Source organism: Sphingomonas pseudosanguinis (assembly GCF_014196255.1).
Lineage (GTDB): Bacteria > Pseudomonadota > Alphaproteobacteria > Sphingomonadales > Sphingomonadaceae > Sphingomonas > Sphingomonas pseudosanguinis.
In genome coordinates this window covers 36030-60206 of record NZ_JACIDH010000003.1, presented here as the reverse complement: position 1 = coordinate 60206, position 24177 = coordinate 36030, and the positions used below count along the sequence as shown (strand labels likewise).

The 24177-nt window shown below is 67.4% G+C and carries 25 protein-coding genes and 1 tRNA gene; 12 read left to right on the top strand and 14 right to left on the bottom strand.

Annotated elements, in window-relative coordinates; all coding sequences use genetic code 11:
* Window positions 1-33: 33 nt before the first annotated feature.
* Genes GGR48_RS06280 through pcaF form a run of 3 tightly spaced genes read left to right on the top strand, consistent with a single transcriptional unit; the run spans window position 34 to window position 2590 of the window.
* Window positions 34-747: a CoA transferase subunit A gene (locus GGR48_RS06280; RefSeq protein WP_183951041.1), complete on the top strand. Its 714-nt coding sequence runs from the start codon at window positions 34-36 to the stop codon at window positions 745-747.
* Window positions 744-1391 carry a 3-oxoacid CoA-transferase subunit B gene (locus GGR48_RS06275; RefSeq protein ID WP_183951040.1) on the top strand — a complete coding sequence of 216 codons (648 nt, stop codon included), beginning with the start codon at window positions 744-746 and terminating at the stop codon, window positions 1389-1391. Before GGR48_RS06280 ends, GGR48_RS06275 begins: the two co-directional genes overlap by 4 nt.
* A complete protein-coding gene (gene pcaF / locus GGR48_RS06270) occupies window positions 1388-2590 on the top strand; it encodes a 3-oxoadipyl-CoA thiolase (protein ID WP_183951039.1) in 1203 nt (400 codons plus the stop codon). The genes GGR48_RS06275 and pcaF overlap by 4 nt, the downstream gene beginning before the upstream one ends.
* Before the next feature lie 54 nt (window positions 2591-2644).
* Here the strand turns inward: pcaF and GGR48_RS06265 are convergent, their stop codons facing one another.
* Window positions 2645-3574 (bottom strand): carbon-nitrogen hydrolase family protein, encoded by a 930-nt coding sequence (locus GGR48_RS06265; RefSeq protein ID WP_183951038.1) that lies wholly within the window; start codon window positions 3572-3574, stop codon window positions 2645-2647.
* Window positions 3575-3726: 152 nt separating this feature from the next.
* Between GGR48_RS06265 and GGR48_RS06260 the strand changes: the two genes are divergently transcribed.
* From GGR48_RS06260 to GGR48_RS06250, 3 genes are read left to right on the top strand one after another with little or no spacing between them, the layout of a single operon-like run.
* Window positions 3727-4155 (top strand): DUF983 domain-containing protein, encoded by a 429-nt coding sequence (locus GGR48_RS06260; RefSeq protein ID WP_183951037.1) that lies wholly within the window; start codon window positions 3727-3729, stop codon window positions 4153-4155.
* 7 nt (window positions 4156-4162) lie between these two features.
* A complete protein-coding gene (locus GGR48_RS06255) occupies window positions 4163-4468 on the top strand; it encodes a hypothetical protein (protein ID WP_183951036.1) in 306 nt (101 codons plus the stop codon).
* A gap of 50 nt (window positions 4469-4518) precedes the next feature.
* Window positions 4519-5907, top strand: a complete 1389-nt coding sequence (locus GGR48_RS06250; RefSeq protein ID WP_183951035.1) for an aminotransferase class I/II-fold pyridoxal phosphate-dependent enzyme — start codon at window positions 4519-4521, stop codon at window positions 5905-5907.
* A 259-nt stretch (window positions 5908-6166) separates the two neighbouring features.
* On the opposite strand, the gene GGR48_RS06245 is transcribed toward GGR48_RS06250, so the two are convergent.
* Window positions 6167-6241, bottom strand: a tRNA-Glu gene (locus tag GGR48_RS06245).
* A 123-nt stretch (window positions 6242-6364) separates the two neighbouring features.
* A complete protein-coding gene (locus GGR48_RS06240; protein WP_183951034.1) occupies window positions 6365-7738 on the bottom strand; it encodes a class II 3-deoxy-7-phosphoheptulonate synthase in 1374 nt (457 codons plus the stop codon).
* Window positions 7739-7933: 195 nt separating this feature from the next.
* Here GGR48_RS06240 and GGR48_RS06235 point away from each other — a divergent pair, with 195 nt between their 5' ends.
* The 3 genes from GGR48_RS06235 (at window position 7934) to GGR48_RS06225 (ending at window position 11424) form a co-directional block, all read left to right on the top strand.
* A complete protein-coding gene (locus GGR48_RS06235; RefSeq protein WP_183951033.1) occupies window positions 7934-8977 on the top strand; it encodes a M48 family metallopeptidase in 1044 nt (347 codons plus the stop codon).
* A 118-nt stretch (window positions 8978-9095) separates the two neighbouring features.
* Entirely contained in the window at window positions 9096-10946 is a 1851-nt protein-coding gene (locus GGR48_RS06230; RefSeq protein WP_183951032.1) for a methyl-accepting chemotaxis protein, read from the top strand.
* Between the two features lie 163 nt (window positions 10947-11109).
* Window positions 11110-11424, top strand: coding sequence for a hypothetical protein (locus GGR48_RS06225; protein ID WP_183951031.1), 315 nt, complete (start codon window positions 11110-11112; stop codon window positions 11422-11424).
* An 85-nt stretch (window positions 11425-11509) separates the two neighbouring features.
* On the opposite strand, the gene cysS is transcribed toward GGR48_RS06225, so the two are convergent.
* Complete coding sequence (gene cysS, locus GGR48_RS06220; RefSeq protein WP_183951030.1) at window positions 11510-12967, bottom strand: cysteine--tRNA ligase; 1458 nt, start codon at window positions 12965-12967, stop codon at window positions 11510-11512.
* Between the two features lie 349 nt (window positions 12968-13316).
* Here cysS and rpsU point away from each other — a divergent pair, with 349 nt between their 5' ends.
* Both rpsU and GGR48_RS06210 read left to right on the top strand, forming a co-directional pair.
* Complete coding sequence (gene rpsU, locus GGR48_RS06215) at window positions 13317-13523, top strand: 30S ribosomal protein S21 (RefSeq protein WP_007404630.1); 207 nt, start codon at window positions 13317-13319, stop codon at window positions 13521-13523.
* A gap of 151 nt (window positions 13524-13674) precedes the next feature.
* The gene (locus tag GGR48_RS06210) at window positions 13675-14247 is read left to right on the top strand and encodes an FKBP-type peptidyl-prolyl cis-trans isomerase (protein WP_183951029.1); all 573 of its coding nucleotides are present in this window, start codon (window positions 13675-13677) and stop codon (window positions 14245-14247) included.
* A gap of 718 nt (window positions 14248-14965) precedes the next feature.
* On the opposite strand, the gene GGR48_RS06205 is transcribed toward GGR48_RS06210, so the two are convergent.
* From GGR48_RS06205 to wecB, 4 genes are all read right to left on the bottom strand, one after another.
* Entirely contained in the window at window positions 14966-15238 is a 273-nt protein-coding gene (locus GGR48_RS06205) for a hypothetical protein (RefSeq protein WP_240456035.1), read from the bottom strand.
* A 161-nt stretch (window positions 15239-15399) separates the two neighbouring features.
* On the bottom strand, window positions 15400-16158 hold the full coding sequence (locus GGR48_RS06200) for a metallophosphoesterase family protein (protein WP_183951028.1): 759 nt from the start codon (window positions 16156-16158) through the stop codon (window positions 15400-15402).
* A 79-nt stretch (window positions 16159-16237) separates the two neighbouring features.
* Window positions 16238-17506 (bottom strand): UDP-N-acetyl-D-mannosamine dehydrogenase, encoded by a 1269-nt coding sequence (gene wecC, locus GGR48_RS06195; protein ID WP_183951027.1) that lies wholly within the window; start codon window positions 17504-17506, stop codon window positions 16238-16240.
* Window positions 17490-18620 carry a non-hydrolyzing UDP-N-acetylglucosamine 2-epimerase gene (gene wecB, locus GGR48_RS06190; protein WP_183951026.1) on the bottom strand — a complete coding sequence of 377 codons (1131 nt, stop codon included), beginning with the start codon at window positions 18618-18620 and terminating at the stop codon, window positions 17490-17492. The genes wecC and wecB overlap by 17 nt, the downstream gene beginning before the upstream one ends.
* Window positions 18621-18732: 112 nt before the next feature.
* On the opposite strand from wecB, the gene galU reads away from it, so the two are divergent.
* Window positions 18733-19593, top strand: coding sequence for a UTP--glucose-1-phosphate uridylyltransferase GalU (galU, locus tag GGR48_RS06185; RefSeq protein WP_183951025.1), 861 nt, complete (start codon window positions 18733-18735; stop codon window positions 19591-19593).
* A 337-nt stretch (window positions 19594-19930) separates the two neighbouring features.
* Here galU and GGR48_RS06180 read toward each other — a convergent pair whose 3' ends face one another.
* Genes GGR48_RS06180 through GGR48_RS06155 form a run of 6 tightly spaced genes read right to left on the bottom strand, consistent with a single transcriptional unit; the run spans window position 19931 to window position 24176 of the window.
* A complete protein-coding gene (locus tag GGR48_RS06180; protein ID WP_183951024.1) occupies window positions 19931-20278 on the bottom strand; it encodes a hypothetical protein in 348 nt (115 codons plus the stop codon).
* Complete coding sequence (locus GGR48_RS06175; RefSeq protein WP_183951023.1) at window positions 20275-21033, bottom strand: HesA/MoeB/ThiF family protein; 759 nt, start codon at window positions 21031-21033, stop codon at window positions 20275-20277. The genes GGR48_RS06180 and GGR48_RS06175 overlap by 4 nt, the downstream gene beginning before the upstream one ends.
* Complete coding sequence (locus GGR48_RS06170; protein WP_183951022.1) at window positions 21030-21449, bottom strand: hypothetical protein; 420 nt, start codon at window positions 21447-21449, stop codon at window positions 21030-21032. Before GGR48_RS06170 ends, GGR48_RS06175 begins: the two co-directional genes overlap by 4 nt.
* On the bottom strand, window positions 21446-21895 hold the full coding sequence (dut, locus tag GGR48_RS06165) for a dUTP diphosphatase (RefSeq protein WP_183951021.1): 450 nt from the start codon (window positions 21893-21895) through the stop codon (window positions 21446-21448). The genes GGR48_RS06170 and dut overlap by 4 nt, the downstream gene beginning before the upstream one ends.
* The gene (coaBC, locus tag GGR48_RS06160) at window positions 21892-23085 is read right to left on the bottom strand and encodes a bifunctional phosphopantothenoylcysteine decarboxylase/phosphopantothenate--cysteine ligase CoaBC (protein WP_183951020.1); all 1194 of its coding nucleotides are present in this window, start codon (window positions 23083-23085) and stop codon (window positions 21892-21894) included. Before coaBC ends, dut begins: the two co-directional genes overlap by 4 nt.
* Window positions 23082-24176 carry a hypothetical protein gene (locus GGR48_RS06155; protein WP_183951019.1) on the bottom strand — a complete coding sequence of 365 codons (1095 nt, stop codon included), beginning with the start codon at window positions 24174-24176 and terminating at the stop codon, window positions 23082-23084. The genes coaBC and GGR48_RS06155 overlap by 4 nt, the downstream gene beginning before the upstream one ends.
* Between the last annotated feature and the right edge of the window lies 1 nt (window position 24177).

The following is a 24177-nucleotide window of genomic DNA, read 5'->3' as shown; positions in this document are numbered from 1 at the left end:
CCGACCAGTGATCAGAATGGGAAACGCGTTACGATGAAGAGTAAGATTTACGACACTCCGGCGGCGGCGCTCGACGGACTGTTGTTCGACGGCATGACGATCATGTCGGGCGGCTTCGGCCTGTCGGGCAATCCCGAAAGCCTGATCCCCGAAATCCGCCAGTCCGGGGTCCGGGGGCTGACCGTCATCTCCAACAATGCGGGGGCGGACGGGTTCGGTCTGTGGATGCTGCTGGAAAGCCGGCAGGTTCGCAAAATGATCTCCAGCTATGTCGGCGAGAACAAGCTGTTCGAGCAGCAATATCTGTCGGGTGAACTGGAACTGGAACTGAACCCGCAAGGCACGCTCGCCGAGCGTATCCGCGCAGGCGGCGCGGGCATCCCCGCCTTCTACACCCGGACCGGCGTCGGCACCGTGGTCGCCGAGGGCAAGCCGGTCGAGACGTTCGAGGGTCAGGACTATGTCCGCGAAACCTGGCTGCGCGCCGACCTGTCGATCATCAAGGCGTGGAAGGCCGATCCCGCAGGCAATCTGATGTTCCGCAAGACCGCGCGCAACTTCAACCCGAACATGGCGACCGCCGGCAAGGTGACGGTCGTCGAGGTCGAGGAGATCGTCGAGGCCGGCGCGCTCGACCCCGATGCCATCCACACGCCCGGCATCTATGTCGACCGGATCGTGAAGAGTACGATCAACGAGAAGCGGATCGAGAAACTGACGGTGCGGAACCGGGAGAATGCGGCATGAGCTGGACGCGCGACGAGATGGCGGCCCGCGCCGCCCGCGAGCTTCAGGACGGCTATTACGTCAATCTGGGCATCGGCATTCCGACGCTGGTCGCCAATCACGTCCCCGCCGGGGTCGATGTGACGCTCCAGTCGGAAAACGGGCTGCTCGGCATCGGGCCGTTTCCCTATGAGGGAGAGGCGGACCCCGACCTGATCAATGCGGGCAAGCAGACCGTCACGACCCTGCCGACCTCCAGCTTCTTTTCGAGCGCCGACAGCTTCGCGATGATCCGGGGCGGCCATATCGACATGGCGGTGCTGGGCGCGATGGAGGTCTCCGTCGGCGGCGACATCGCCAACTGGACGATCCCGGGCAAGATGGTGAAGGGCATGGGCGGCGCGATGGACCTGGTCGCCGGGGTGAAGCGGATCGTCGTGGTCATGGATCACGCCAGCAAGACCGGCAGCCCGAAGATCCTGCCCGCCTGCACCCTGCCGCTGACCGGGCAGGCCTGTGTCGACCTGATCGTCACCGACCTGTGCGTCATGGCCTGCGACAAGCCGGGGCTGCGGCTGATCGAGCTGGCGCCCGGCGTGAGCGTGGAAGATGTGCGGGCGAAGACGGGCGCGGACTTCGCCGTCGATCTGGAGATGGCGGCATGAGCGCGGCTTTCATCTGCGATGCGGTACGCACCCCGATCGGGCGGCTGAACGGCAGCCTGGCGAGCGTCCGCGCCGACGACCTCGCCGCTATCCCGATCCGGGCGCTGGCGGAGCGCAATCCGAAGGTCGACTGGCAGGCGGTCGACGACACGATCCTGGGCTGCGCCAATCAGGCGGGCGAGGACAATCGCAACGTCGCCCGCATGGCCGTGCTGCTCGCCGGCCTGCCCGATATCGTCCCGGGCTCGACGGTCAACCGACTGTGCGGATCGGGGCTGGACGCGATCGGATCGGCGGCGCGCGCGATCCGCAGCGGCGACGCGGACCTGATGATCGCGGGCGGGGTCGAGAACATGACCCGGTCGCCCTATGTGCTTGGCAAGGCGCAGACGCCGTTCGACCGCGCGCAGAAGATCGAGGATACGACGCTCGGCTGGCGCTTCGTCAATCCGGCGATGCGTGCGGCTTACGGCGTCGATACCATGCCGGAGACGGCGGAGAATGTCGCCGCCGAGTGGCGCGTGACGCGCGAGGAGCAGGACGCCTTCGCGCTGCGCAGCCAGGAGAAGACCGCCGCCGCGCAGGCCAATGGTCGGCTGGCGGCGGAGATCGTCCCCGTCACCATCCCGCAGCGCAAGGGCGAGGCGATCGTCTTCGACCGCGACGAGCATCCGCGCGCCAGCGACATGGCGACGCTCGGCCGGTTGAAGCCGGTCGTCCGCGCCGACGGGACGGTGACGGCGGGCAATGCCTCCGGACTGAACGACGGCGCGGCGGCGATGCTGATCGCCTCCGAACAGGCGGCCGTCCGCCACGGACTGGCCCCGCGCGCGCGGGTCGTGGCGATGGCGGCGGCGGGCGTGCCGCCGCGCGTCATGGGCATCGGCCCGGTCCTCGCCGCCCGCCGTCTGCTGGCGCGCACCGGGCTGCGCATGGCGGACATCGATGTGATCGAGCTGAACGAGGCCTTTGCCGCGCAGGCGATCGCGACCTTGCGCGATCTGGAGATCGATCCCGCCGACGACCGGGTGAACCGCAATGGCGGCGCCATCGCGCTGGGGCATCCGCTGGGCATGTCGGGCGCGCGGATCGCGATGAGCGCGGTCGAGGAACTGCACCGGACGGGCGGTCGCCGTGCGCTCGTCTTCATGTGCATCGGCGTCGGGCAGGGGATCGCCGCGCTGCTTGAGCGCGTCTAAGATAGGTTGGCGGTGTGGGAAGCGGTGGTGTCACCGGTTCCCACCCGTTCGCGGTCATTCGCCGCCGGTGAACACCGCACCGCTGCGCGGGCGCTCGTCGACATGCAGGCTGAAGACGTCGGGCCGCGAATAATGGCCGACCACGTCCAGGTCGTAGCGGGCGCGGATCACGTCCTCCATGTCGATCGACGCGGTGATCAACCCCGTCTCGCGCTCCAGCGGCCCGGCCAGCACATCGCCCAGCGGCCCGACGATCATGCTGCCCCCGCCGATCAGCGGGCGATCGGCATCCCAATGCTCCATCGTCATGCCCAGTTCGGCGGGGGAGGGCTGAACCTGGCAGGCGCTGATGACGAAGCAGCGGCCCTCATGCGCGATATGCCGCATCGAACTCCGCCAGATGTCGCGTTCGTCGACGGTCGGCGCGCACCAGATTTCGACGCCCTTGGCGTACATGGCGGTGCGGAACAGCGGCATGTGGTTTTCCCAGCAGATCGCCGCGCCCAGCTTGCCCGCCCGGCTGTCGACGACCGGCATGGTCGAACCGTCCCCCTGCGACCAGATCAGCCGCTCGGTGCCGGTGGGCATCAGCTTGCGATGCTTGGCGACCAGCCCGCGCTCCGGCTCGATGAACAGCGCCGTGCAGAACAGCGAGGCGCCCGCCCGTTCGATCACGCCCAGCACCAGCGTCGCGCCGGTGCGCGTGCTGAGGTCGGCCAACTCGGCGATTTCCGGACCGTCGAGGTCGACAGCATTGGCATGATAGCGGGCAAAGGCCTCGCGCCCTTCCGGCAGGCGATAGCCCAGGCGCGTGCCGAAATGCTCGCCCTTGGGATAACCGCCCAGCACCGCTTCGGGCATCACCACCAGTTGCGCGCCCGATGCGGCGATCGCCTCCTCATGGCGCAGGATATTGGCCAGCGTGGTGGCCTTGCCCGCATAGTCCGACCCGATTTGCAGCGCGGCGACGGTGATATGGGGCATGGTCCTGATCCTGTGGTTGACTGTCCATCGCCGCGATACCCGTCGAGGCGATGACGGTGAAGGGGAAAGTGACGCACTTTATCCATGCATAATGATTTGGCAATGCATGCAAAATACATTATGTATGCATCAGGCTTTGTAGAGGTGCCGACATGCTCCCCGATTCGCATTCCAGCAAGTTCCGCTGGATCATCGAAAGCGGCCTGAAGGGCCTGTGTCCGCGTTGCGGCAAGGGGGCTATGTTCACCTCGTGGCTGAAGATCGCGCCGCGATGCGAATGTTGCGGGCTCGACTATCGCTTTGCCGCGCCCGATGACGGCCCTGCCTTCTTCTCGCTGTGCATCGTCGCCTTTCCGCTGACCTTCGTGGTGGTCTGGTTGCAGGTCGCCTATGATCCGCCCTGGTGGGTGCATCTGTTCATGTCGCTGCCGTTCATGCTGCTGGGCTGTCTGTTGCCGCTGCGGCCGATCAAGGGCTGGCTGGTGGCGTCGCAATATGTGAACCGCGCGATCGAGGCGGGGACGGAGACGCTCAAGAACCGGCTCGACGGTCAGGATGGCGGCAATATCTTCGGTGATTGAGCGCGGCATGGCGAACCAGCTGGGCGATGCCCGCCGGGTGGCGGCCGACCTGCTCGACCGGATGGACCGGCCACAGGATGCCGCGATCGTCCGCGCCGGGGGTGGCGACGATTTCGTCGAGGTGCGCGCCGCGCTGGCGGCACTGTCGACCGTGGCGACCCGGTTGCGGCACTGGGAACAGGCGCTGCGATGCTATGCCGATGCCAGCTTCTGGGAGGGCGATGGGCATAATGCCTGTCTGGCGCTGCACGACGCCGGCGACATGGCCCGCGCCGCCCTGGCGGGCCGCGCGCTCTTCCATCACCGTGACTGACGCGGTGCCGGGGATGGGCAATTGTATGGAGATGGGTGTAGGAGGCGGCCGTGCAAAGCTGGAAGCCTGATCTGACCACCCTGACTGGTCCCAAATACCTCGCCATCGCCCGGGCGCTGGCGCGCGACGTCGATGCCGGGACGCTGGTGCCGGGCGACCGCTTGCCGCCCCAGCGCGCGCTGGCCGAGGCGCTAGGCGTCGATCTTACCACGGTGACGCGCGCCTATGGCGAGGCGCAGCGGCAGGGCCTGATCGAAGGCGACGGCCGGCGCGGCAGCTTCGTCCGCGAGCGGCGTGACACAGCACAGGCCAGGGCACCGATCGTCGAGCGCATCGATCCCGGCATGAACGCGCCCCCGGACATTCCCGGCATGTCGCTTGCCGGGGCGTTTCGCGACACGGCCGCCCGGCTGCTCGCCAACGGGGACGGCATGGGGCTGTTGCAATATCAGCCGGCCGGCGGCCAGCCATCGGTGCGCGAGGCGGGGGCGGCGCTGCTCCGGGCGCGCGGTGTCGAGGCGAGCGAGGACATGGTGCTGGTGTCGGCCGGCGGCCAACAGGCGCTGCACGCCATCTTCAGCGCCGAGCTGAAGGCGGGGGACCGGCTGGCCGTCGCGCCCTTCGCCTATCCCGGCCTGCTGGCGCTCGCACGGCGCTACGGCGTGATACTGTGTCCGGTTCGCATGGACGGGGAGGGCATCGATCCCGACGCACTGGATGCGCTGTGCACAAGTGCGTTGGTGCAGGCCGTCTATCTGGTGCCGACCAACGACAATCCGACCACCGCGACCATGTCGCCGGGCCGCCGCACCGCGATTGCCGAGGTGGCGCGGCGGCATGGCCTGATGGTGATCGAGGACGACGCCTATGGCCAGTTGCCAGAACGGCCGATCACGCCCATCGCGGCGCTGGCGCCCGAGCGGACCTGGCACATCGCCAGCGTATCGAAGATCCTGTCGCCCGGCCTGCGCGTGGCCTGGCTGCGCGCGCCTGACATCGGCCGGGCCTGGCGGCTGGCGGCGGACCTGCACGAAACCGCGATCATGGCCCCGCCACTCAATGCCGCCGTGGTCGCGGATTGGGCGAATGGTGACATGCTGCACCGCTTGATCGGCGAGGTGCGGGCCGAGGCGAGGGGGCGGGGCGCGCTGGTCCGCCAATGTCTGGCCGAGGGGCGCTATCACCGGCACCCGGACGGCTATCACCTCTGGATACCCCTGCCGCCCGACGCCGATGCGGCCCTGATCGCGCAGGCGCTGCGGTCGCAGGGCATGTCGGCCATTCCCGGCGACGCCTTTGCCGTCGATCGGTCGACCGTCGGGCCAGCGCTGCGGGTATCGATCGGCGGCCTCGTGCCCCGTGACCGACTGGAACGCGGCCTGCGCCTGCTCGGCGCGCTGATCGTACCGGATGCGACGCGCAAGATGTCGCTGGTCTAAAGCGTGATGATATAAGACGGACTCACCCCTCCCCTGAAGGGGAGGGGCTCGCGTTGGTTTCATCCAATGTCATCATGGTCTTGGGTTGGGGGTGTCGTGCTGGGCCAGCTTGCCGATCATGTTCATGGCGATCGTCAAACGCCGAATCCGTCGAGGATTCAATGCGGGCGTCGAGTACCGAAACGCCTGACAGACGTCCTCGGGCGAGCGTGCAAATTTCAATTTTGGAGATCGCTCCACCCAAGCCATTCAAAAAGGCTGGTGACCCCTACGAGAATCGAACTCGTGTTTTCGCCGTGAGAGGGCGACGTCCTAACCGCTAGACGAAGGGGCCGTTTGCAGTGGAGGCGCGCTATTAGCCGGGGTGGGGGCGGGCGTCAAGCGGGTTGCATGCGGAAGCTGTGGATAAGATCGGGGCGGGGGAGCGTCATGGCTTCCCCGCCCCGACCAAGGCGAATCAGGCGGCGGCCTTGCGGCGTTCGGCCATTTCCTCGTTCAGCATCTCGGCTAGCAGGAAGGCCAGCTCCAGGCTCTGTCCCGCATTCAGGCGCGGGTCGCAGTGGGTGTGGTAGCGATCGGCCAGCGACTGCTCGGTCACGTCGATCGCGCCGCCGGTGCACTCGGTCACATTCTGGCCGGTCATCTCGGCATGGATGCCGCCGGCATGCGTACCCTCGGCACGGTGGACAGCGAAGAAGCCGCGTACTTCGGCCAGGATGCGGTCGAAGGGACGCGTCTTGTAGCCGGTCGCCGCCTTGATCGTGTTGCCGTGCATCGGGTCGCAGGACCAGACGACCGGATGCCCCTCGCGCGTGACGGCGCGGACGAGCTTGGGCAGATGCGCCTCGATCTTGTCATGGCCATAGCGGGTGATGAGCGTCATGCGGCCCGGGACACGACCGGGGTTCAGCGTGTCGAGCATCCGCAGCAGCGCCTCGGGCTCCAGGCTCGGCCCGCACTTCACGCCGATCGGGTTGCCGATGCCGCGCAGGAACTCGACATGCGACGAGCCCTCGAACCGGGTGCGGTCGCCGATCCACAGGAAGTGCGCCGAGGTGTCGTACCAGTCGCCGGTCAGCGAATCCTGACGGGTCAGCGCCTGCTCATAGGGCAGCAGCAGCGCCTCGTGGCTGGTGTAGAAGCTGGTCTGCGCCAGCTGCGGGACCGACGCGGGGTCGATGCCGCAGGCCGCCATGAAGTCCAGCGCCTCGCCGATGCGGTCGGCCATCTCGCTATATTTCTGCGCCCAGGGGCTGCGGCCCATGAAGTCATGCGTCCAGCGATGTACCTGATGCAGATTGGCATAGCCGCCCTGGGCGAAGGCGCGCAGCAGGTTCAGCGTCGCCGCCGACTGCGCATAGGAGCGCAGCATCCGCTGGGGATCGGGCACGCGTGCCTCGGGCGTGAAGGCGATGTCGTTGACATTGTCGCCGCGATAGCTGGGCAGCTCGACGCCATCGACGACCTCGGTATTGGCCGAGCGCGGCTTGGCGAACTGGCCGGCCATGCGGCCCAGCTTCACCACCGGCAGCTTGGAGGCGAAGGTCAGGACCACCGCCATCTGCAGGATGACACGGAAGGTGTCGCGGATATTGTTGGCGCTATGCTCGGCAAAGCTCTCGGCGCAGTCGCCACCCTGGAGCAGGAAGCCGCGACCGGCGGCCACTTCGGCCAGCTCGGCGGTCAGGCTGCGCGCCTCGCCCGCAAAGACCAGCGGGGGATAGCTCGACAGCGTACGCGTCGCGGCGTCGAGCGCCTGGGCGTCGGGATATTCGGGGAGCTGCCGGGCTTCGGCGCTCGTCCAGCTGTCGGGGGCCCAGTTCGCGGCCATGATCGTCCTGCTCTCTTTGTCTACTGCATGTGAAAATAGTGCCATGCGCCGATTTGGGGCCATACGCAATGAAGTTGGCGTTTGACCCCCTGAAGTCGCGTGCTTTGTTGCGCATGATACGATTTTGCGCCGAGCCGTTGGCGGTTGCGGCGACCGGCTTTGCGGACGTCGCGCGGAACGGGTAGCAACGCGGCGATGTCGCGTCCCTTCATCCTGTCGTCGGCGGTGATCGCCCTGTCCGCCTTCCTCCTCGTCATGCCGCCCGAGGCGCCGGCGGCGGCCCCCGTCGCCGCGACCCCGGTGGCGGCCGCCGATACCGATGACGCCGCGCTGTTCGGCGCGATGCGTGACGCCGACCTTCGGCTGGGAACGATCGCCTGGCGGCTGGCGACCGCGAACGCCCCCTTGTGCAGGGACCGCGCACCGACGCCCGGCCTGGTGATCCATGCGATCGACCAATATGACCCGGCCGTGCGCAAGACGCTGCCCGCGATCTTCGGGTTCGAGGCGCCGATCGCGGTCGAGGCGGTCGTGCCGGGCAGCGCGGCGGCCAAGGCGGGGATCATCGCCAATGACGGCATCGCGGCGGTGAACGGCCGCCCGCTGGTCGTGCAGGCGGCGGGACGCGAGCGCGCCGACACCGCCACCCGCGACACGGCGCAGCGCCAGATCGCGGCCGAGCCAGCGGATGCGCCGCTGCGCCTGACGATCCTGCGCAAGGGCGAGCGCCGCGAGGTGACGGTAGCCGCCCAACCCGGATGCCGGTCGCGGTTCGAGATGCTGATGGGGCCGGGCCTGACCGCGTCGGCGGACGGCGACATCGTCCAGATCGGCTCGCGCTTCTTCGAACGGTTCGACGACCGGATGATCGCGGTCGTGGTGGGCCATGAATTCTCGCACAACATCCTGCGCCACCGCGAACGGCTCGACGCAGCCGGGGTCAAGCGGGGGATATTGTCCGAATTCGGGCGCAATGGCCGGCTGTTCCGCCAGACCGAGACCGAGGCCGATCTGCTGGGCGTCCATCTGATTCGCAATGCCGGCTATGATCCGCAGGACGCCGTGCGCTTCTGGCGCGAGCATGGCGGCGAGGTCGATGGCGGGATATTCCGCAGCCGCACCCATCCCTCCTCGTCCGCGCGCGCCGATGCGGTCGCAGCCGAGATCGCTACCATTCCCAAAAACGCGCCGATTCCCGACAAGCCGGCACTGATCGCCGCCGCCGACAGGCCGCTTTGAGCGGATTGATACAAGCTAAGATTCTCAAATAGCGCTCTTTAACCTTCTGTTGGCGGTTCCCTGATTATTGAAGCGGACAAACCGGAGGCATTGGGCTTCCGCGCTGTCCGGGGGCTTCATGCTGTCATCCTTGCCGATACCCAAGAAGATCGGTCTCTCGTTCGCACTCGTCCTGATATCCGTGCTGGTGATGATGGCGGCGCTGTGGTGGGCGCTGGCGCGGATCGAGGCCACGACGGTCGCCAACGGCCATGCCCAGGAAATCTATGCCGCCTCGCTGGAGATGGAGGGCGGCATCCAGCGTGAGAACAGCCAGATGCGCGGCTTTCTCATCACGCAGGACGAGAATTACCTGAAGCAGTATTTCGATTCGCGCGAAGCCGAGACCCAGGCGGCGGCCAATCTCGACACGTTGTTGGCCGACGATCCGCAGGCCAAGGTTGCGGTCGCGACCTCGCATGCGCGCATGAACGCCTGGCGTCGCAATGTCGGCGACCCGATGATCGAGCGCGCGCGTACCGATCCGCAGGGCGCGCAAGCCTGGATTCGCGCCAATTCCGAAGCGGTTCGGGTGACCGCGATCCTGAAGCCGGTTCGCGATCTGCGCGCGAAGACGGTCGAGGCGATGAAGGCCAGCCGCGCAACGCGGCAGGTCGCGGTGAGCACGGGCAAATGGAGCCTGGGCATCGGCGGCGTCGTCCTCATCGGTGTGGCGCTGGCCATGTCGATGCTGCTGTCGCGTGTCCTGGGGCGGCCGATCGTCGCGCTGACCGGCGTGATGGATCAGCTGGCGCGCGGACGGAACGACGTGACGGTGCCCGATGCCGAGCGCGGCGACGAATTGGGCAGCATGTCGCGCGCGGTCGCGGTGTTCCGTGATGCGGCGGTCGCCAAGCAGCGTGCCGATGCCGAGCAGCAGCAGGTCGTGGACAGCATCGGCGACGCGTTGCGCCAGCTGGCCGACTCGGATCTGACCCCCAAATTGTCGGGCTTCCCCCCATCCTATGTGGCGATCGAGCGCGACTTCAACAGCGCGGTGTCGCGTCTGTCGGCGGCGCTGGCGGCGGTGCGGATCAACGCCACCGGCATTGCGAGCGGCACGGTCGAGATGAACCAGGCGGCCGACGATCTGGCCCGCCGCGCCGAGCAGCAGGCGGCGAGCATCGAGGAGACCTCGGCGGCGATGAACGAGATCGCCCAGTCGGTCACCGCCGCCGCGAGCAAGGCGCAATCGGCCGAGTCGATCGTGCGCAAGGCCACCAGCGACGTCGCCAAGAGCGAAGATGTCGTGCGCCGCACCGTCTCGGCGATCGGCGACATCGAGCGATCCTCGAACGAGATTGCCGAGATCATCGCGGTGATCGACGGCCTGTCCTTCCAGACCAATTTGCTGGCGCTGAACGCCGGGGTCGAGGCGGCGCGTGCGGGCGATGCGGGCAAGGGCTTTGCCGTGGTCGCCTCCGAAGTGCGTGCGCTCGCCGAACGCTCGGCCGAGGCGGCGCGCGACATCAGCGCGCGGATCACGACCACGGTCGAGCGGGTGCGCAGCGGCGTCGACCTCGCCAACCAGACCGACGAGTCGCTGCGCCTGATCGCCACCGGCATGCAGGAAATCTCAGGGCTGGTCAGCGCGATCGCGGGCGACGCCTCGGAACAGGCGACCGGCATCCATCAGGTCAATCTGGCGATCAACGACATGGACGGCGTGACCCAGGCCAATGCCGCGATGGTCGAGGAGGTGACCGCGGCGGTGCGTGCGCTGTCGGGCGAGACCCGCTCGCTGGACGAACAGATCGCACGTTTCCGCATCGATGGCGCGGCGGAGGCCCCGGCGGCATCGGCCCCAACCTTCGCCCCCGCGCCGCGCCGTGCGGCTTCGCCGCCATCGGCGCCGATGCGGCGTGCCGCGCCCGTCTCGCAGGGCAATCTGGCGCTGAAGCAGGATGATGACGACTGGAGCAGCTTCTGACGCGTGACGTTGCGCCGTCGTTGATGAGAAAGCCCCCGTGGGAACCCCGGTTTCCACGGGGGTTTCGTATCGGGGCGTCCGGGCGGGGCGGAAAAGCGGTGGCGATCGGCTTTGCGCCCGCTTTGGGATTGTATGTCCGTTTTGGTCACGGCAAGGGTCGGGAATGGATATTCCCGCGCGCTATGCCCAATTCATCCAGTGGATCGGCGATGGAACCGGCATGGCGGACAGCCTGCTGCACGTCCATGCCGGCATGGCGGTGCTGTTCCTGGCGCGCATCCTGACGCGCAAGTCGCTGGCCACGCCGATCCCGCTCGCCTGTGTCGCGCTGGCGCAGGCGGGTAACGAGATCCTCGACCGGCTGCATTACGGGTCGTGGCGCTGGCCCGACACGCTGGGCGACACCGCCAACACGCTGTTCTGGCCGACCGTGCTGTTCATCGGCCTGCGCATGCGGTCCCCGCGCGCACGCCGCTGATCGGGCGGGGGCGGGACTAGGCCAGGGCGACGTTCACGCCTTCCTCCCCCTTGCAGGGGAGGAAAGGGGTGAATCCCGATTCGGCCTATCCCTCCGGCAGCACCGGCTTCCAGTCCCAGCCCAGCGGATCGCCGTCCATCACCTCGACCCCGGCGGCCAGCAGCGAATCGCGGAGCCGGTCGGAGGTCGCGAAATCCTTGTCCGCGCGTGCCGCCCGGCGCTCGGCCAGTTGCGCCTCGATCGTGGCGTCGTCGAGTGTCGCGGTCTTGGGACGGGTGCGCAGATCGGCGCGGGTCAGCGTCGCCAGTTGCAGCCCCAGCACCGAATCGAAATCGTCCAGCGCGGCCAGCCGGACACCCGGCGACAGCTTCTTGTCGGCCAGCATCTCGTCCAGCACCGGCAGCGCGCGCGGGGTCGCAAGATCGTCGGACACCGCCGCGTCCAGCCGCTCGCGATAGGTCGCGGCGTCGCCCTTGGCCGGCGCATCGGCGCGGGTGCGCAGCCCCTCGACCGTCTGGACCAGCCGCTTCAGCCGCACCTGCGCGGCGGCCAGGCCGTCCCAGCCGAACTCCATCTCTGACCGGTAATGCGCCTGCAGGCACATCAGGCGGTAGGCCAGCGGGTGAAAGCCGCGATCGATCAGCGCCTGCAGCGTCAGGAACTCGCCCGACGATTTCGACATCTTGCCCGTCCGGTCGACCAGGAAGTTGTTGTGCATCCAGATATTGGCGCCCGTCTCGGCGGTGCAGCCATGCGCCTGGTTCTGCGCGATCTCGTTGGGGTGATGGATTTCGCGGTGGTCGATGCCGCCGGTATGGATGTCAAACTGCGCGCCCAGATACTGCTTGCTCATCACCGAGCATTCGAGGTGCCAGCCGGGGGCGCCGGGCCCCCAGGGGCTGTCCCATTCCATCTGCCGATTCTCGCCGGGTGCCGAGGCGCGCCAGATCGCGAAGTCGGCCGGGTGCCGCTTGCCCGCGACCGGATCGATCCGGCTCTCGCCCTCATCGTCCTGGTGGCGCGCGAGGCGGCCGTAATCGGGCACGCTGGTCACGTCGAAATACAGGCCGTCGGGCAGGCTGTAGCAATGCTTCGCCTCGATCGCCTTGGCGAAGTCGATCATCTGCGGGACATGCTCGGTCGCCAGCGGGAAGCGGGTCGGCTCGGCGATGCCCAGGTCCTTCAGATTCTGCTTGAAGGCGGTCGTGTAATGCGCGGCGATCGCCCAGATATCCTTGCCGCTCTTCTTGGCGGCGGCCTCCATCTTGTCGTCGCCGGCATCGGCGTCGGACGTCAGGTGACCGACATCGGTGATGTTGATGATATGGGTGAGCGGCCAGCCCTTCCACCGCAGTACGCGCGACAGCGTGTCGGTGAAGACATAGGCGCGCAAATTGCCGATATGCGCATAGTTATAGACGGTCGGCCCGCAGGAATAGACGCGGACATTGGCCGGATCGATCGGCTGGAACGTCTCGGCGCTGCGAGTCAGGCTGTTGTACAGCGTCAGCGGCAGGCTCGGCGAGGATACGGGCGCGGTCATGGCGCGTGCCTTAGCCATGTCGGGTGTCTTCTGGAAAGAGGCCCCGGTCCGGTGGGAGCGCGGACCGGGGCCGGACGCGGCGACGGGGAGGAACCGTGGTCCGGTCCAGGGGGGACGGGAAACCCCCGTGGACGCATCCGTCCTATCGACCCTGACATCACAGGGGCATGGCGTGGCCATGACATTTCGCGTCATCAATCGCTTGGCGGGCAGGTGGCGGGTGAGGGGGCGGCCCGAATGGCCACGCCGTGACTTGTGTTGTGGCCATGCGCCTGCTAGGAGCGCCCCACGATGCGGCCACAGTGTTCTGCGGCCGCTTTATCCTGTTTTGCCGGAGCAATTCGTTTTTATGCAGATCATCGTTCGCGACAACAATGTGGACCAGGCCCTTCGCGCGCTCAAGAAGAAGCTGCAGCGTGAGGGCGTGTATCGCGAGATGAAGCTTCGCCGCCACTATGAGAAGCCTTCGGAAAAGCGCGCTCGCGAGCGTGCGGCGGCTGTCCGTCGTGCCCGCAAGCTGGAGCGCAAGCGCGCCGAGCGCGACGGCGCACGGTAATCGCCTGACGGTCGCCTGGTCCCGTGACTGGCTCGCCTCCGGCGGGCCGGCGCGGGATCGCGATCGTTATGGCCACCGATTCGCCTAGCCGAATCGGCCAGGGCTTTGAACGCCCATTCCCGAACGCCACCGTACAGAGCGAGAGCCAGGCATGTCCGTAACCGCTGTTCCCCTTCGTCCCGTTCGGCGTTCCTATCTGATCTGGATATGGGTGGCGGTGGCCGCCGCGATCGTCGTTGCCGCGCTACTGGCGCGTCAGGGCGATGCCGCACTGGTGCGCGAAGCGCGTGGGCCGGGCGTCGTGACGACCGCATCGGGCCTTCAGTACAAGGTGATCGAGCCGGGTCAGGGTGGTCCGCATCCGACCGCGACCGATGTGGCGCTGATCAACTATACCGGTCGCCTGATCGACGGCACCGTCTTCGACAAGTCGCAGCAGCCGGCGCCGATGCCGCTGTCGGGCGTGCTGCCCGGCTTCGCCGAAGCGCTCAAGCTGATGCCCAAGGGCGCCAAGTACCGTTTCTGGCTGCCGGCGAAGATCGGCTATGGCGACAAGGCCGCCGGCGCGATCCCGCCGAACTCGGACCTGGTGTTCGATGTCGAGCTGATCGACTTCATCCCCGAAGCGGTTCTCCGCCAGATGCAGGCGCAGCAGTCGATGATGGGCGGCGGCGCTCCCGGCGCGATCCCCGGTGGTGCCCCCGGCGTGCCATCGCCGCGCTGACCCGGGTGGGCCGGTAGACGGCCCTATCGCCGAAGAATGAATGTCGCCGGAGCCTCACAAGGCTTTGGCGATTTTCGTTTGTAGGCGGTTTGGTTGGCGATCGTCTCAAAGTTGAGATGACAGCAATCCTGTCATTTCGAATCGCCTCGTGACGGACCTTCGCCACCATGGGGGTTGCGATTCGCTCATTCGAGGGTGGAGACCTGTCGATTCTCCCGCATGAGCATAGGCTGCGTCAGGCAAATGGGGCGGCAGGATAGCTGCTGGACGGCGTACAAACCCGTACTCAGGGCATGTAGTGGGTCAATGCGTAGGCTCTATTCGGCAGGGTCCGTAAGGATACGTGATCGATCGGTGCCATGCTGGTAGATGGCTGAGGCGCTGAACAGGGGGCAGGTGCATCTGAGATGGAATGCATCAATAGAAGCACGACAGCTGAACTGAACTGAATCTTATTCCTCCCCTGCGAGGGGAGGTGGCAGGCCGCAGACCTGACGGAGGGGTGTCACCGCTAACGAGCGTTCCCTTCCCCGAGGCGGCAGACGCCCCTCAACCATTGTTCAGATGGCTTAGAAAGAGGGAAGGGCGCAATAGCAATCCTGCCCGAGGTCACCCTTCCCGCCGCAACCACAGCCAAGACCGCCCAAGCCACGGACGACAGGCAAAAAAATAGCGGCCCGAAGGCCGCTATTCCTTTCAGCCGTGAGGCTGAAGCAACTTAGTTGCTGTCGGCCGAATCGTCCGAGTCGGCGACGACAACGATGCCGGCGACGACGGCAGCAGCCGCCAGAACGGCGACGAGGATGCCACCACCGGCCAGGCCGTTCTTCTTGGCGGCCGGAGCCGAAGCGCGAACCGACTTCGAAACCGAAAGGCTGGCAGCCGGGTTCGCAGCCATCGCCGGAGCAACGGTCATCGAAACGGCGGCAGCGGCGACGAGATACTTCCCAAGACGCATGTCGAACTCCCTTAAAAATGTCAGCGGGGCCATGGCACGTTAGCCGTACCATGGCAACCCCACCAACGAGTATGGAGCCCTTATGCTCCCATACTGATGCGGCAACGCAACATCGCTTCACCGCTTTGCGGCTATACTGTGCTTTGCCGGGGGAGGGAATGCCCCCACAAACGTTTCGCCTCGGTAAAGAGGCTTCAGGTGGAAAATATCTCCTGCTGGCTTCCCTCCAGCATCAACGCGGTCAGGCGATCGGTCTGATAGGCGCCGGTGTCGATTCCAATGCGGTGCGGCAAGAGTTCGGCCTCGTCCGCAACCGTATGACCATGCACGACAACTTTCTCTAGCAGACCGCGATGTTCGAGAAAGGCATCGCGAATCCAGCGGGTTTCGGACAGCTTCTGATCGGCGATAGAGACACCGGGGCGGACGCCGGCATGGACGAACGCATAATCGCCCAGCACCATGATCTCCTTCAACGCCGCCAGGAACGCGCGGTGCGACGCCGGGACCACCGCGTTCAGCCGCTCGGTCACTTCGGCATAATCGAGGCGTTCATATTCCTCGGGCGTCACGCCGTAACTGATCATCGTCTCGCGCCCGCCGACCCGGCAGAACAGGCGCAGCGCCTTGTCCTCGCCGTCCAGCGATCGCAGCATGATCTCCTCGTGATTGCCCATCAGGCAATGCACATTGGGATCGGCGGCACACAGGGCACGAACGCGCTCGATCACGCCCGCCGAATCGGGGCCGCGATCGACCAGATCGCCCAGGAAGATGATGTGCCGCTCGGCCGGCCCGCGCGCGGCATGATCCGCCTCGAGCTTGAGGAGAAGCCGGTCGAGCAGGTCGAGCCGGCCATGGATGTCACCAATGGCATAGACCCGCAGGCCTTCCTCCATGACGGGCACGAATTCGGGCGCGCGTTTGCGCAGATTCAAAAGCTTGGCAAGCATGGGTGATGGTCGATCCGCAACAGGCGGTTGTCCTTAGTCCTCCCGTCCCGTCCACGCAATGCGAGCCGTCAGGGGGGCGTCACGCCTGGTCGGGCCACAGCCCGCGCGTATCCAGCACCGTCTTGCCCCTGCGCTCGTCCAGCGGAACCGAACGGAAGATGTCGTGATCGACCAGAACGACCATCGCCGCACAAGTTTCCAGCGCGGTGTCGATGTCGGTCAGCACGGCGCCGGTCGCGGCGATCGCCGGGGGGAGGGTGGTCGCATAGGGCTCGACGATATGGATACGCGGCCCGAAGCGTTCGGCGAGGGCTTGCGCGACCTTGAGCGCGGGGCTCTCGCGGAAATCGTCGATATTGGCTTTGAACGCCAGGCCCAGGCAGGCGACCGGCTGGCCCGGCGGCTGCGCCTCGACCATCGCGGTCGCGCGGGCGATGACATGGTCGGTCTTGCCGTCATTGACCTCGCGCGCGGTGCGGATCAGCGGCGTGTTGGCGGGGTCGGCGGCGACCAGGAACCAGGGGTCGACCGCGATGCAATGGCCGCCGACGCCGGGGCCGGGTGACAGGATGTTGACGCGCGGATGGCGGTTGGCCAGCCGGATCACCTCCCACACATCGACGCCCAGCGTGTCGGCGACCAGGCTGAGTTCATTGGCGAAGGCGATATTGACGTCGCGAAACGCGTTCTCGGTCAGCTTCGTCATCTCCGCCGCCCGTGCGGTCGTGGTGACGCAGGCACCACGCACGAAACGCCGGTAAAAGGCTAGCGCCTTGCGCGCGCAGCGCGGCGTGATGCCGCCGATCACCCGGTCATTGTCGATCAGCTCGACCAGAATGCGGCCGGGCAGCACCCGTTCGGGGCAATAGGCGATGGCGATATCGGCCTGTTCCCCCGGTCGGTTGCGCCCGGGCATGGTCAGATCGGGGCGAAGCTCGGCGATCAGGTCGCGCACCTTCTCGGTGGTGCCGACCGGCGAGGTGGATTCGAGGATCACCGTGTCGCCGGTCTTCAACACGCGGGCCACCGCGCGCGCGGCGTCGAGGACGAAGGTGATGTCGGGCTGGTGCGCGTCGGTAAACGGGGTCGGCACCGCGATGACGAAGACGTCGGCGGCCGCGACCGTCAGCGACGCCTTGAGATTGCCGCGCGCGACCACGCCCGAGACGAGGCCGTCGAGATCGACCTCCTCGATATGGACGCGACCCGAATTGATCGTCTCGACCACCGCGGGAGTCACATCGACGCCGGTCACCATTGCGCCGGTGCGCGCGATCACGGCGGCGGTCGGCAGGCCGATATAGCCGAGCCCCATGACCGTGACGGAAAATTCAGTGTCCAAGGGCATGGGAAATGATCCTGCTGATACGCTCGGCGGTGTCACCATCGCCAAAGGGGTTATGCGCCCGCGCCATCGCGGCATAGCGGGCAGGCTCGTCGAGAAGCGCGAAGACCTCCGTGACGATCCGATCCTCATCGGTGCCGACCAGCCGAGCGGTGCCGGCCGCGACCCCTTCGGGGCGTTCGGTCGTCTCGCGCATCACCAGCACCGGCTTGCCGAGCGCGGGGGCTTCCTCCTGCACCCCGCCGGAATCGGTCAGGACGATATGCGCGGCGTCGAGCGCGGCGACGAAGTGCGGATAGTCGAGCGGCGCGATGCGCGCGATCGCGGGATGGTCGCCCAGTACCTCGTCCATGACGCTGGCGACATTGGGGTTGGGGTGCATCGGGAAGAGAATGCCGACATCGTCGCGCGCGGCGATCCGGGCGAGCGCGCGGGCGATATGCGCCATGGCATCGCCGAAATTCTCGCGGCGATGGGTGGTGACCAGCACGATGCGCTTGCCCGCCATCCGCTCGAATATGGGGGCGAGATCGGCCGCGAGCGCGGGATCGGCGGCGATGCGTGCGCGGGTCCAGTGCAGCGCGTCGATCACGCTGTTGCCGGTGACATGGACCCGGTCGGCAGCGATCCCCTCGGCGCGCAGGGCCGCAGCGGCGGTGTCGGTGGGGGCGAAGTGGAGCGCGGCGATCGGCGCGATCATCCGCCGGTTCACCTCTTCGGGCCAGGGATGATAGATATCGCCCGACCGCAACCCCGCCTCGACATGCGCGACGGGCACCTTGCGATAATAGGCCGCCAGCGCGCCGGCCATGGCGGTGGCGGTATCGCCCTGGACGACGACCATCGCAGGCCGCTCGGCATCCATCACCGCGCCCAGCCCGGTCAACAGGCGCGCCGTCAGCCGGTCGAGCGACTGGCCCGGCTCCATCAGGTCCAGATCGTGATCGGGCGTCAGCCCGGCGATCGACAGCACCTGATCGAGCATCCCGCGATGCTGCGCGGTCACGCAGACCCGCACCGGCGCCACGCCCGATGCCGCCAAGTTGCGGATAACAGGGAACAGTTTGATCGCTTCCGGTCTTGTGCCGAAGACGATGAGGATCGGTGCACGCGTCATCGGGCGATTCGTAGCCTGTCGCTTTTAAGGACACGCTAACCGCATCCAAGGGTGCAAGGACTATGTTGCGACGAACGATCCCGCTAGAGGCCGTTTCGTCCAGGGAGGTTTCATGACGATCAAGAAAGTGCGCAAGGCCGTGTTCCCGGTGGCGGGTCTGGGGACGCGATTCCTGCCGGCGACGAAGGCGATGCCGAAGGAAATGCTGACCGTCGTCGACAAGCCGCTGATCCAGTACGCGGTCGAGGAGGCACTCGAAGCCGGGATCGAGCAGATCATCTTCGTCACCGGGCGCGGCAAGGGCGCGCTCGAGGATCATTTCGACATTTCCTACGAGCTGGAAGCCACGATGAAGGCGCGGGGCAAGAGCCTCGCGGTCCTCGACGGCATCCGCCAGAAGCCGGGCAGCCCGGTCTATGTCCGCCAGCAGGAGCCGCTGGGTCTGGGCCATGCGGTGTGGTGCGCGCGCGAGATCGTCGGCGACGAGCCGTTCGCGGTGCTGCTGCCCGACGAACTGATGGTCGGCGGCTTCATGAAGCAGATGGTCGAGGCCTATGATCAGGTTGGCGGCAACGTCATCGGTGCGCTGGAAGTGCCCGACAGCGAGACCGACAAATATGGCATCATCTCGCCCGGCAAGCAGGACGGCCGCCTGACCGAGGTGACCGCGCTGGTCGAGAAGCCCAAGGGCAAGGCGCCGTCGAACCTGATGATCCCGGGCCGCTATATCCTCCAGCCCGAGGTGATGGACATCCTCGACGCGCAGGAGCCGGGCGCGGGCGGCGAGATCCAGCTGACCGATGCGATGGCCAAGCTGATCGGCAAGCAGCCCTTCCATGGCTTCACCTTCGATGGGCAGCGTTACGACTGCGGCGACAAGGCGGGCTGGCTGACCGCGAATCTGGCGCTGGGTGTGGCGCGCGACGACATCGGTCCGGCGGTTCGGGAGTTCGCCAAGACGCTGTTCGCCTGATCAAGCTATAGCGTTTGAAGAAGGGGGCGGAGCCGAAAGGTCGCCGCCCCTTTTCTATTCCTCCCCTGCAAGGGAGGGGGATCATGCGGAGCATGGTGGAGGGGTGCCCCCGGGGGCGATAGAGCGGGATGGCGTCAGCTTAATCCAATCCGTCATTGCGAGTGCAGCGAAGCAATCCAGAGCGTCTTGCCCGGACATTGGATTGCTTCGCTGCCCTCGCAATGACGGACCCATCTCATGTCATCCCTCTGTAAAGTACCGCATCAACCAGCGGTGACACCCCTCCGTCAGGCCTTCGGCCTGCCACCTCCCCTTGCAGGGGAGGAATATGCTGTCCCTACCGGTCCCCGCGCCGGGCGAGCCATCGGAAGGTCAGCAGGATGACGGTCGGCCACAGCATCGTCGACCACATGTCGAACCAGGATGCCGCCAGATTGCCCTCGTCGGTCGGATAGAAGGGCTGGAGCAGATCATAGGCCTCGTTAGCGGTCTCGATCGCCAGGACGGTCAGCCAGCATCGCCAGTCCCACGGTGCGCGCCGCAGGATCAGGGCCGCGAGCACCAGGATCGCCATGCCGAAATGCGCGTGGAGCGCGCTGTCGGGTAAACCGGTGATCTCGCCGATCCAGGATTTGTCACCCGTCCAGTCGAGCCAGCCCGTCGGCGGGGCGGGGGGCGTCTTCACGCCGTCACGCCCGAGCAACGGCAACCCGGGTCCTTGGGCAGCGCCAGCGTCCGGAACCGCATCGAGAGCAGGTCGGCGATCAGCACCGAGCCGGCGCTGTCCCGACCGAAGGGCGCGACCGCGCGCAGCGTCTCCAGCGCGGCCAGGCTGCCCATCACGCCGGTGACGGGGCCCAGCACGCCGTCATCGGCGCAGGTCATGCCGGCCTGATCGATCGCATCGCCGACGAAACAGCGGTAACAGGGCTTGTCCGCCTCCCAGCCGCGATAGGTTGCGAGCTGCCCCTCGAACTGGCCGACCGCCGCCGACACGAGCGGGATGCGTAAGCCGAGCGCGGCATCGGCGACGCTCAGCCGGGTTGCGAAATTATCGCATCCGTCGAGCACGACATCCGCGCCGGCAAGCAGGGCCGCGACATTGTCCTGTGTCACACGCGTGCGGTGGGTGGTCACCGCGACATGCGGATTGAGCCGCCGGACGAAGGCGGCGGCGGCCTCCACCTTGGGGGTGCCGCGATCCTCGGTCGAAAAGATCGTCTGGCGTTGCAGATTGGACGGCTCGACGACGTCATCGTCGATCAGGGTCAGCGCGCCGACGCCGGCGGCGGCGAGATACTGGATGGCGGGAGAGCCGATGCCGCCCGCCCCGATGACCGCGACCCGCGCCTGCTTCAGCCGAAGCTGGCCGCCGCCGCCGAATTCCCGCAGGACGATGTGACGGGCGTAACGGGCAAGTTCGTCATCGGACAGGATCATCCCGGCCATGTATAGGTGATGACGGTCCGATACCAGCGATCGCCGGTCAGCGTGGCGCGGTAGGGCAGGCGGCGCACCATGCGCTGCGCCGCGCCCGCGCTGAACTGTTCGACCGTCGGACAGCCGATCGCGACCGGCACGATCGTCTCGACGCCATGTTCCGCGTTGAAGCGCAGCGCCAGCGGGGCGACGACCGTCACCTGGCCGCTCTGCGTCGTCTGATGCCGGACACAGCGACCGGCGTTCACCTCGTCACGGACGAAGCGGACCATGTCGTCGCTGGCCGGGGGCAGCGGGATGGCGGGCAGGGTCGACCATTCGCGCGGCGGGTCCGACGGGGCGGGGGCGGCGGGGGGCGGCGTGACCGTCTGGGGTGCCACCGCGGCCTGCACGGTCAGGGCGAGCAACAGGCTCATTGCCCGGTCGATCCGAAACCGCCCGTGCCTCTTTGCGTGTCGTCGAGCGTCTCGACCTCGGTCAGGGTGGCGCGCTGGACGGGGGCGGGGACGAGCTGCGCGATGCGCTCGCCGCGCACGACCGCGAACGGCTCCTGCCCCAGATTGGCCAGGATCACCTTCACCTCGCCGCGATAATCCTCGTCGATCGTGCCTGGCGTGTTGAGGCAGGTGATGCCATGCTTCAACGCCAGTCCAGAGCGCGGCCGGACCTGCACCTCATAACCCGGCGGAATGGCGATGGCGAAGCCGGTCGCCACGGCGGCGCGCGCCCCCGGTGCCAGCGTCAGGCTTTCGGCGGCGACCACGTCCATGCCGGCCGCGCCGGGGGTCGCATAAGCGGGCAGGGGCAGCCCTTCGCCATGGGGCAAGCGCTTGAGAGCAATCGCGATTGGGGAAAGCGTCATGCCGGCGCTTGTAGCGCATCGGCGATACGTTGCGCGAGTCCCCCCGCCACCGCGTCCTTGGTCATGCGCGTCCAGCTCTCGACGCCGTCGGCGGTGATGAGGTGGACCGCGTTGGCCTCGCCACCGAATACATCTGTGGAGACGTCGTTGGCGACGATCCAGTCGGCACGCTTGCGCGCGCGCTTGGCGATGGCGTGGTCGACGACATGCTCGGTCTCCGCCGCGAAGCCGACGACCAGCCGGGGGCGATCGGGGCCGGCGGCGACGCGTGCCAATATGTCGGGGTTCTCGACCAGTGTCAGCGACGGCGCCGCGCCGCCATCCTTCTTGACCTTCTGCCCGGCGGCCTCGACGCGCCAGTCGGCGACGGCGGCGACCATGACGGCGGCGTCGACGGGGAGGGCGGCTTCCACCGCCTCGGCCATCTGGCGCGCGGTCTCGACATCAATGCGGGTGACGCCGACGGGGGTCGGCAAGGTCACAGGGCCTGCGACCAGCGTCACCCGCGCGCCCAGCCGTGCGAGCGCCCCCGCCACCGCGAAGCCCTGCCGCCCCGAGGAGCGGTTGGCGATATAGCGCACCGGGTCGATCGGTTCATGCGTGGGGCCGGCGGTGACCAGGATGTGACGCCCGGCCAGCGGTTGCGCTCCGGGGGCGGGGCTTAGCATCTCCTCGATCGCCGCCAGGATCGCGGGCGGTTCGGGCAGGCGACCGGGACCGAATTCGCCGCAGGCCATCGCGCCTTCGTCGGGGGCCATGACCGTCACCCCGTCCGCGCGCAATTGCGCGACGTTGCGTTGCGTCGCGGGGTGGAGCCACATGCGGACGTTCATCGCCGGCGCGACCAGCACCGGCGTGTCGGTCGCCAGCAGCAGGGTCGTCGCCAGATCATCGGCATGGCCGTTCGCCATCCGCGCCATCAGGTCGGCGGTGCCGGGCGCGACCACGACCAGATCGGCCTCGCGGCTGAGCTGGATATGTCCCATCTCCGCCTCGTCCTTCAGGTCCCACAGGGTGGTGAAGACCTGGTTCTCGGACAAGGCGGCCAGAGTCATCGGTGTGACGAAATGGCTGCCCCCCTCGGTCAGCACGCAGCGAACGCTATGCCCGGCCTTGCGGATGAGGCGGATCAACTCGCAACTCTTATAGGCCGCGATGCCGCCGCCGACGATCAACAGGATATGGCTCATCGTACCACTCGCTTCACGGTGATGCGGCGGCGCGCGCGCACCGCGCCGAACAGGTCACGCAGGGCATCGGGGGCGAAGACCAGCCCCAGGAACAGCAGCGGCGACAGCATCAGCAGAAACCCCGCACCCCCGGTCAGCGCGGCCGCCAGCGCATAGGCCGCCAGCGTGACACCGGCCCTGCGCGTGACCGGCTGCCGCCAATGCACCCAGCCCAAGGCCGCCAGCACACCCAGTGGCAGGACGAGCCACAGCGGCAGGAAGCCGACCGCCCCGGCCGAGGCGATAGCGGCGATCAGTGTCCCGGGTGACAGGATCGACAGAATATCCCCCATGGCGGGATCGATGGCGGTCACCGCGGCATTCAGGGCATGGGCATGCGCCGCCAGCACCAGCAGGAACAGAGCGATGGCGATGATCCACCCGATTACCTCCTGCCGCGCGCGCGCCTGCCAGGCGAGGATCAGCATGACCAGCGCATGGAGCAGCGCCACCGGGGTCAGGATCATCGCGGCCAAACCCAGCGCGATCGCGGTCGGCATCGCCTGCGGCCGCCGCAGAACCAGCGACAGCGCGATCAGCAGCGCGGCCCAGCTTTCCGGCACCACGCTCATCGGCCAGGCGACCAGCGGATACAGCCCCGCGACCGCCAGTATCAGTGCCAGGCCCCATGCGATCGGCTGGTCGAGCAGGGGGCGCCAGCGCCGCGCCCAGGCGATCACGACCCCCAGCCCCAACAGGACCAGCAGGCCGTCGCCCAGCGCCGGGGGCAGTGCGGCGAGCGCCACGGGAAGCGCGGGCAGGGGCACCGCGATCAGCGCGGGGCGGAGCGGCTGCTCATTCTCGCGCAGCGTATCGATCGCCGCCGCATAGAAGGGCTGGCCGTGACGGACATGGTCGATGATCGTGACCGACACCGGCGCGAGCCGATCGACCAGTGGGAGGATCGGGGCTTGCGTCGCCCATGCCAGCAGGATCAGCAGCAGCACGAACCCCAGCACGCCGCCCGCCACCATCGGCGACAGGCCCGTCAGCCGGCCGGCTTGGGCCAGCCAGAGCGGACGCGGACGGGTGGGGGGCGTGCTGCCCGCCATC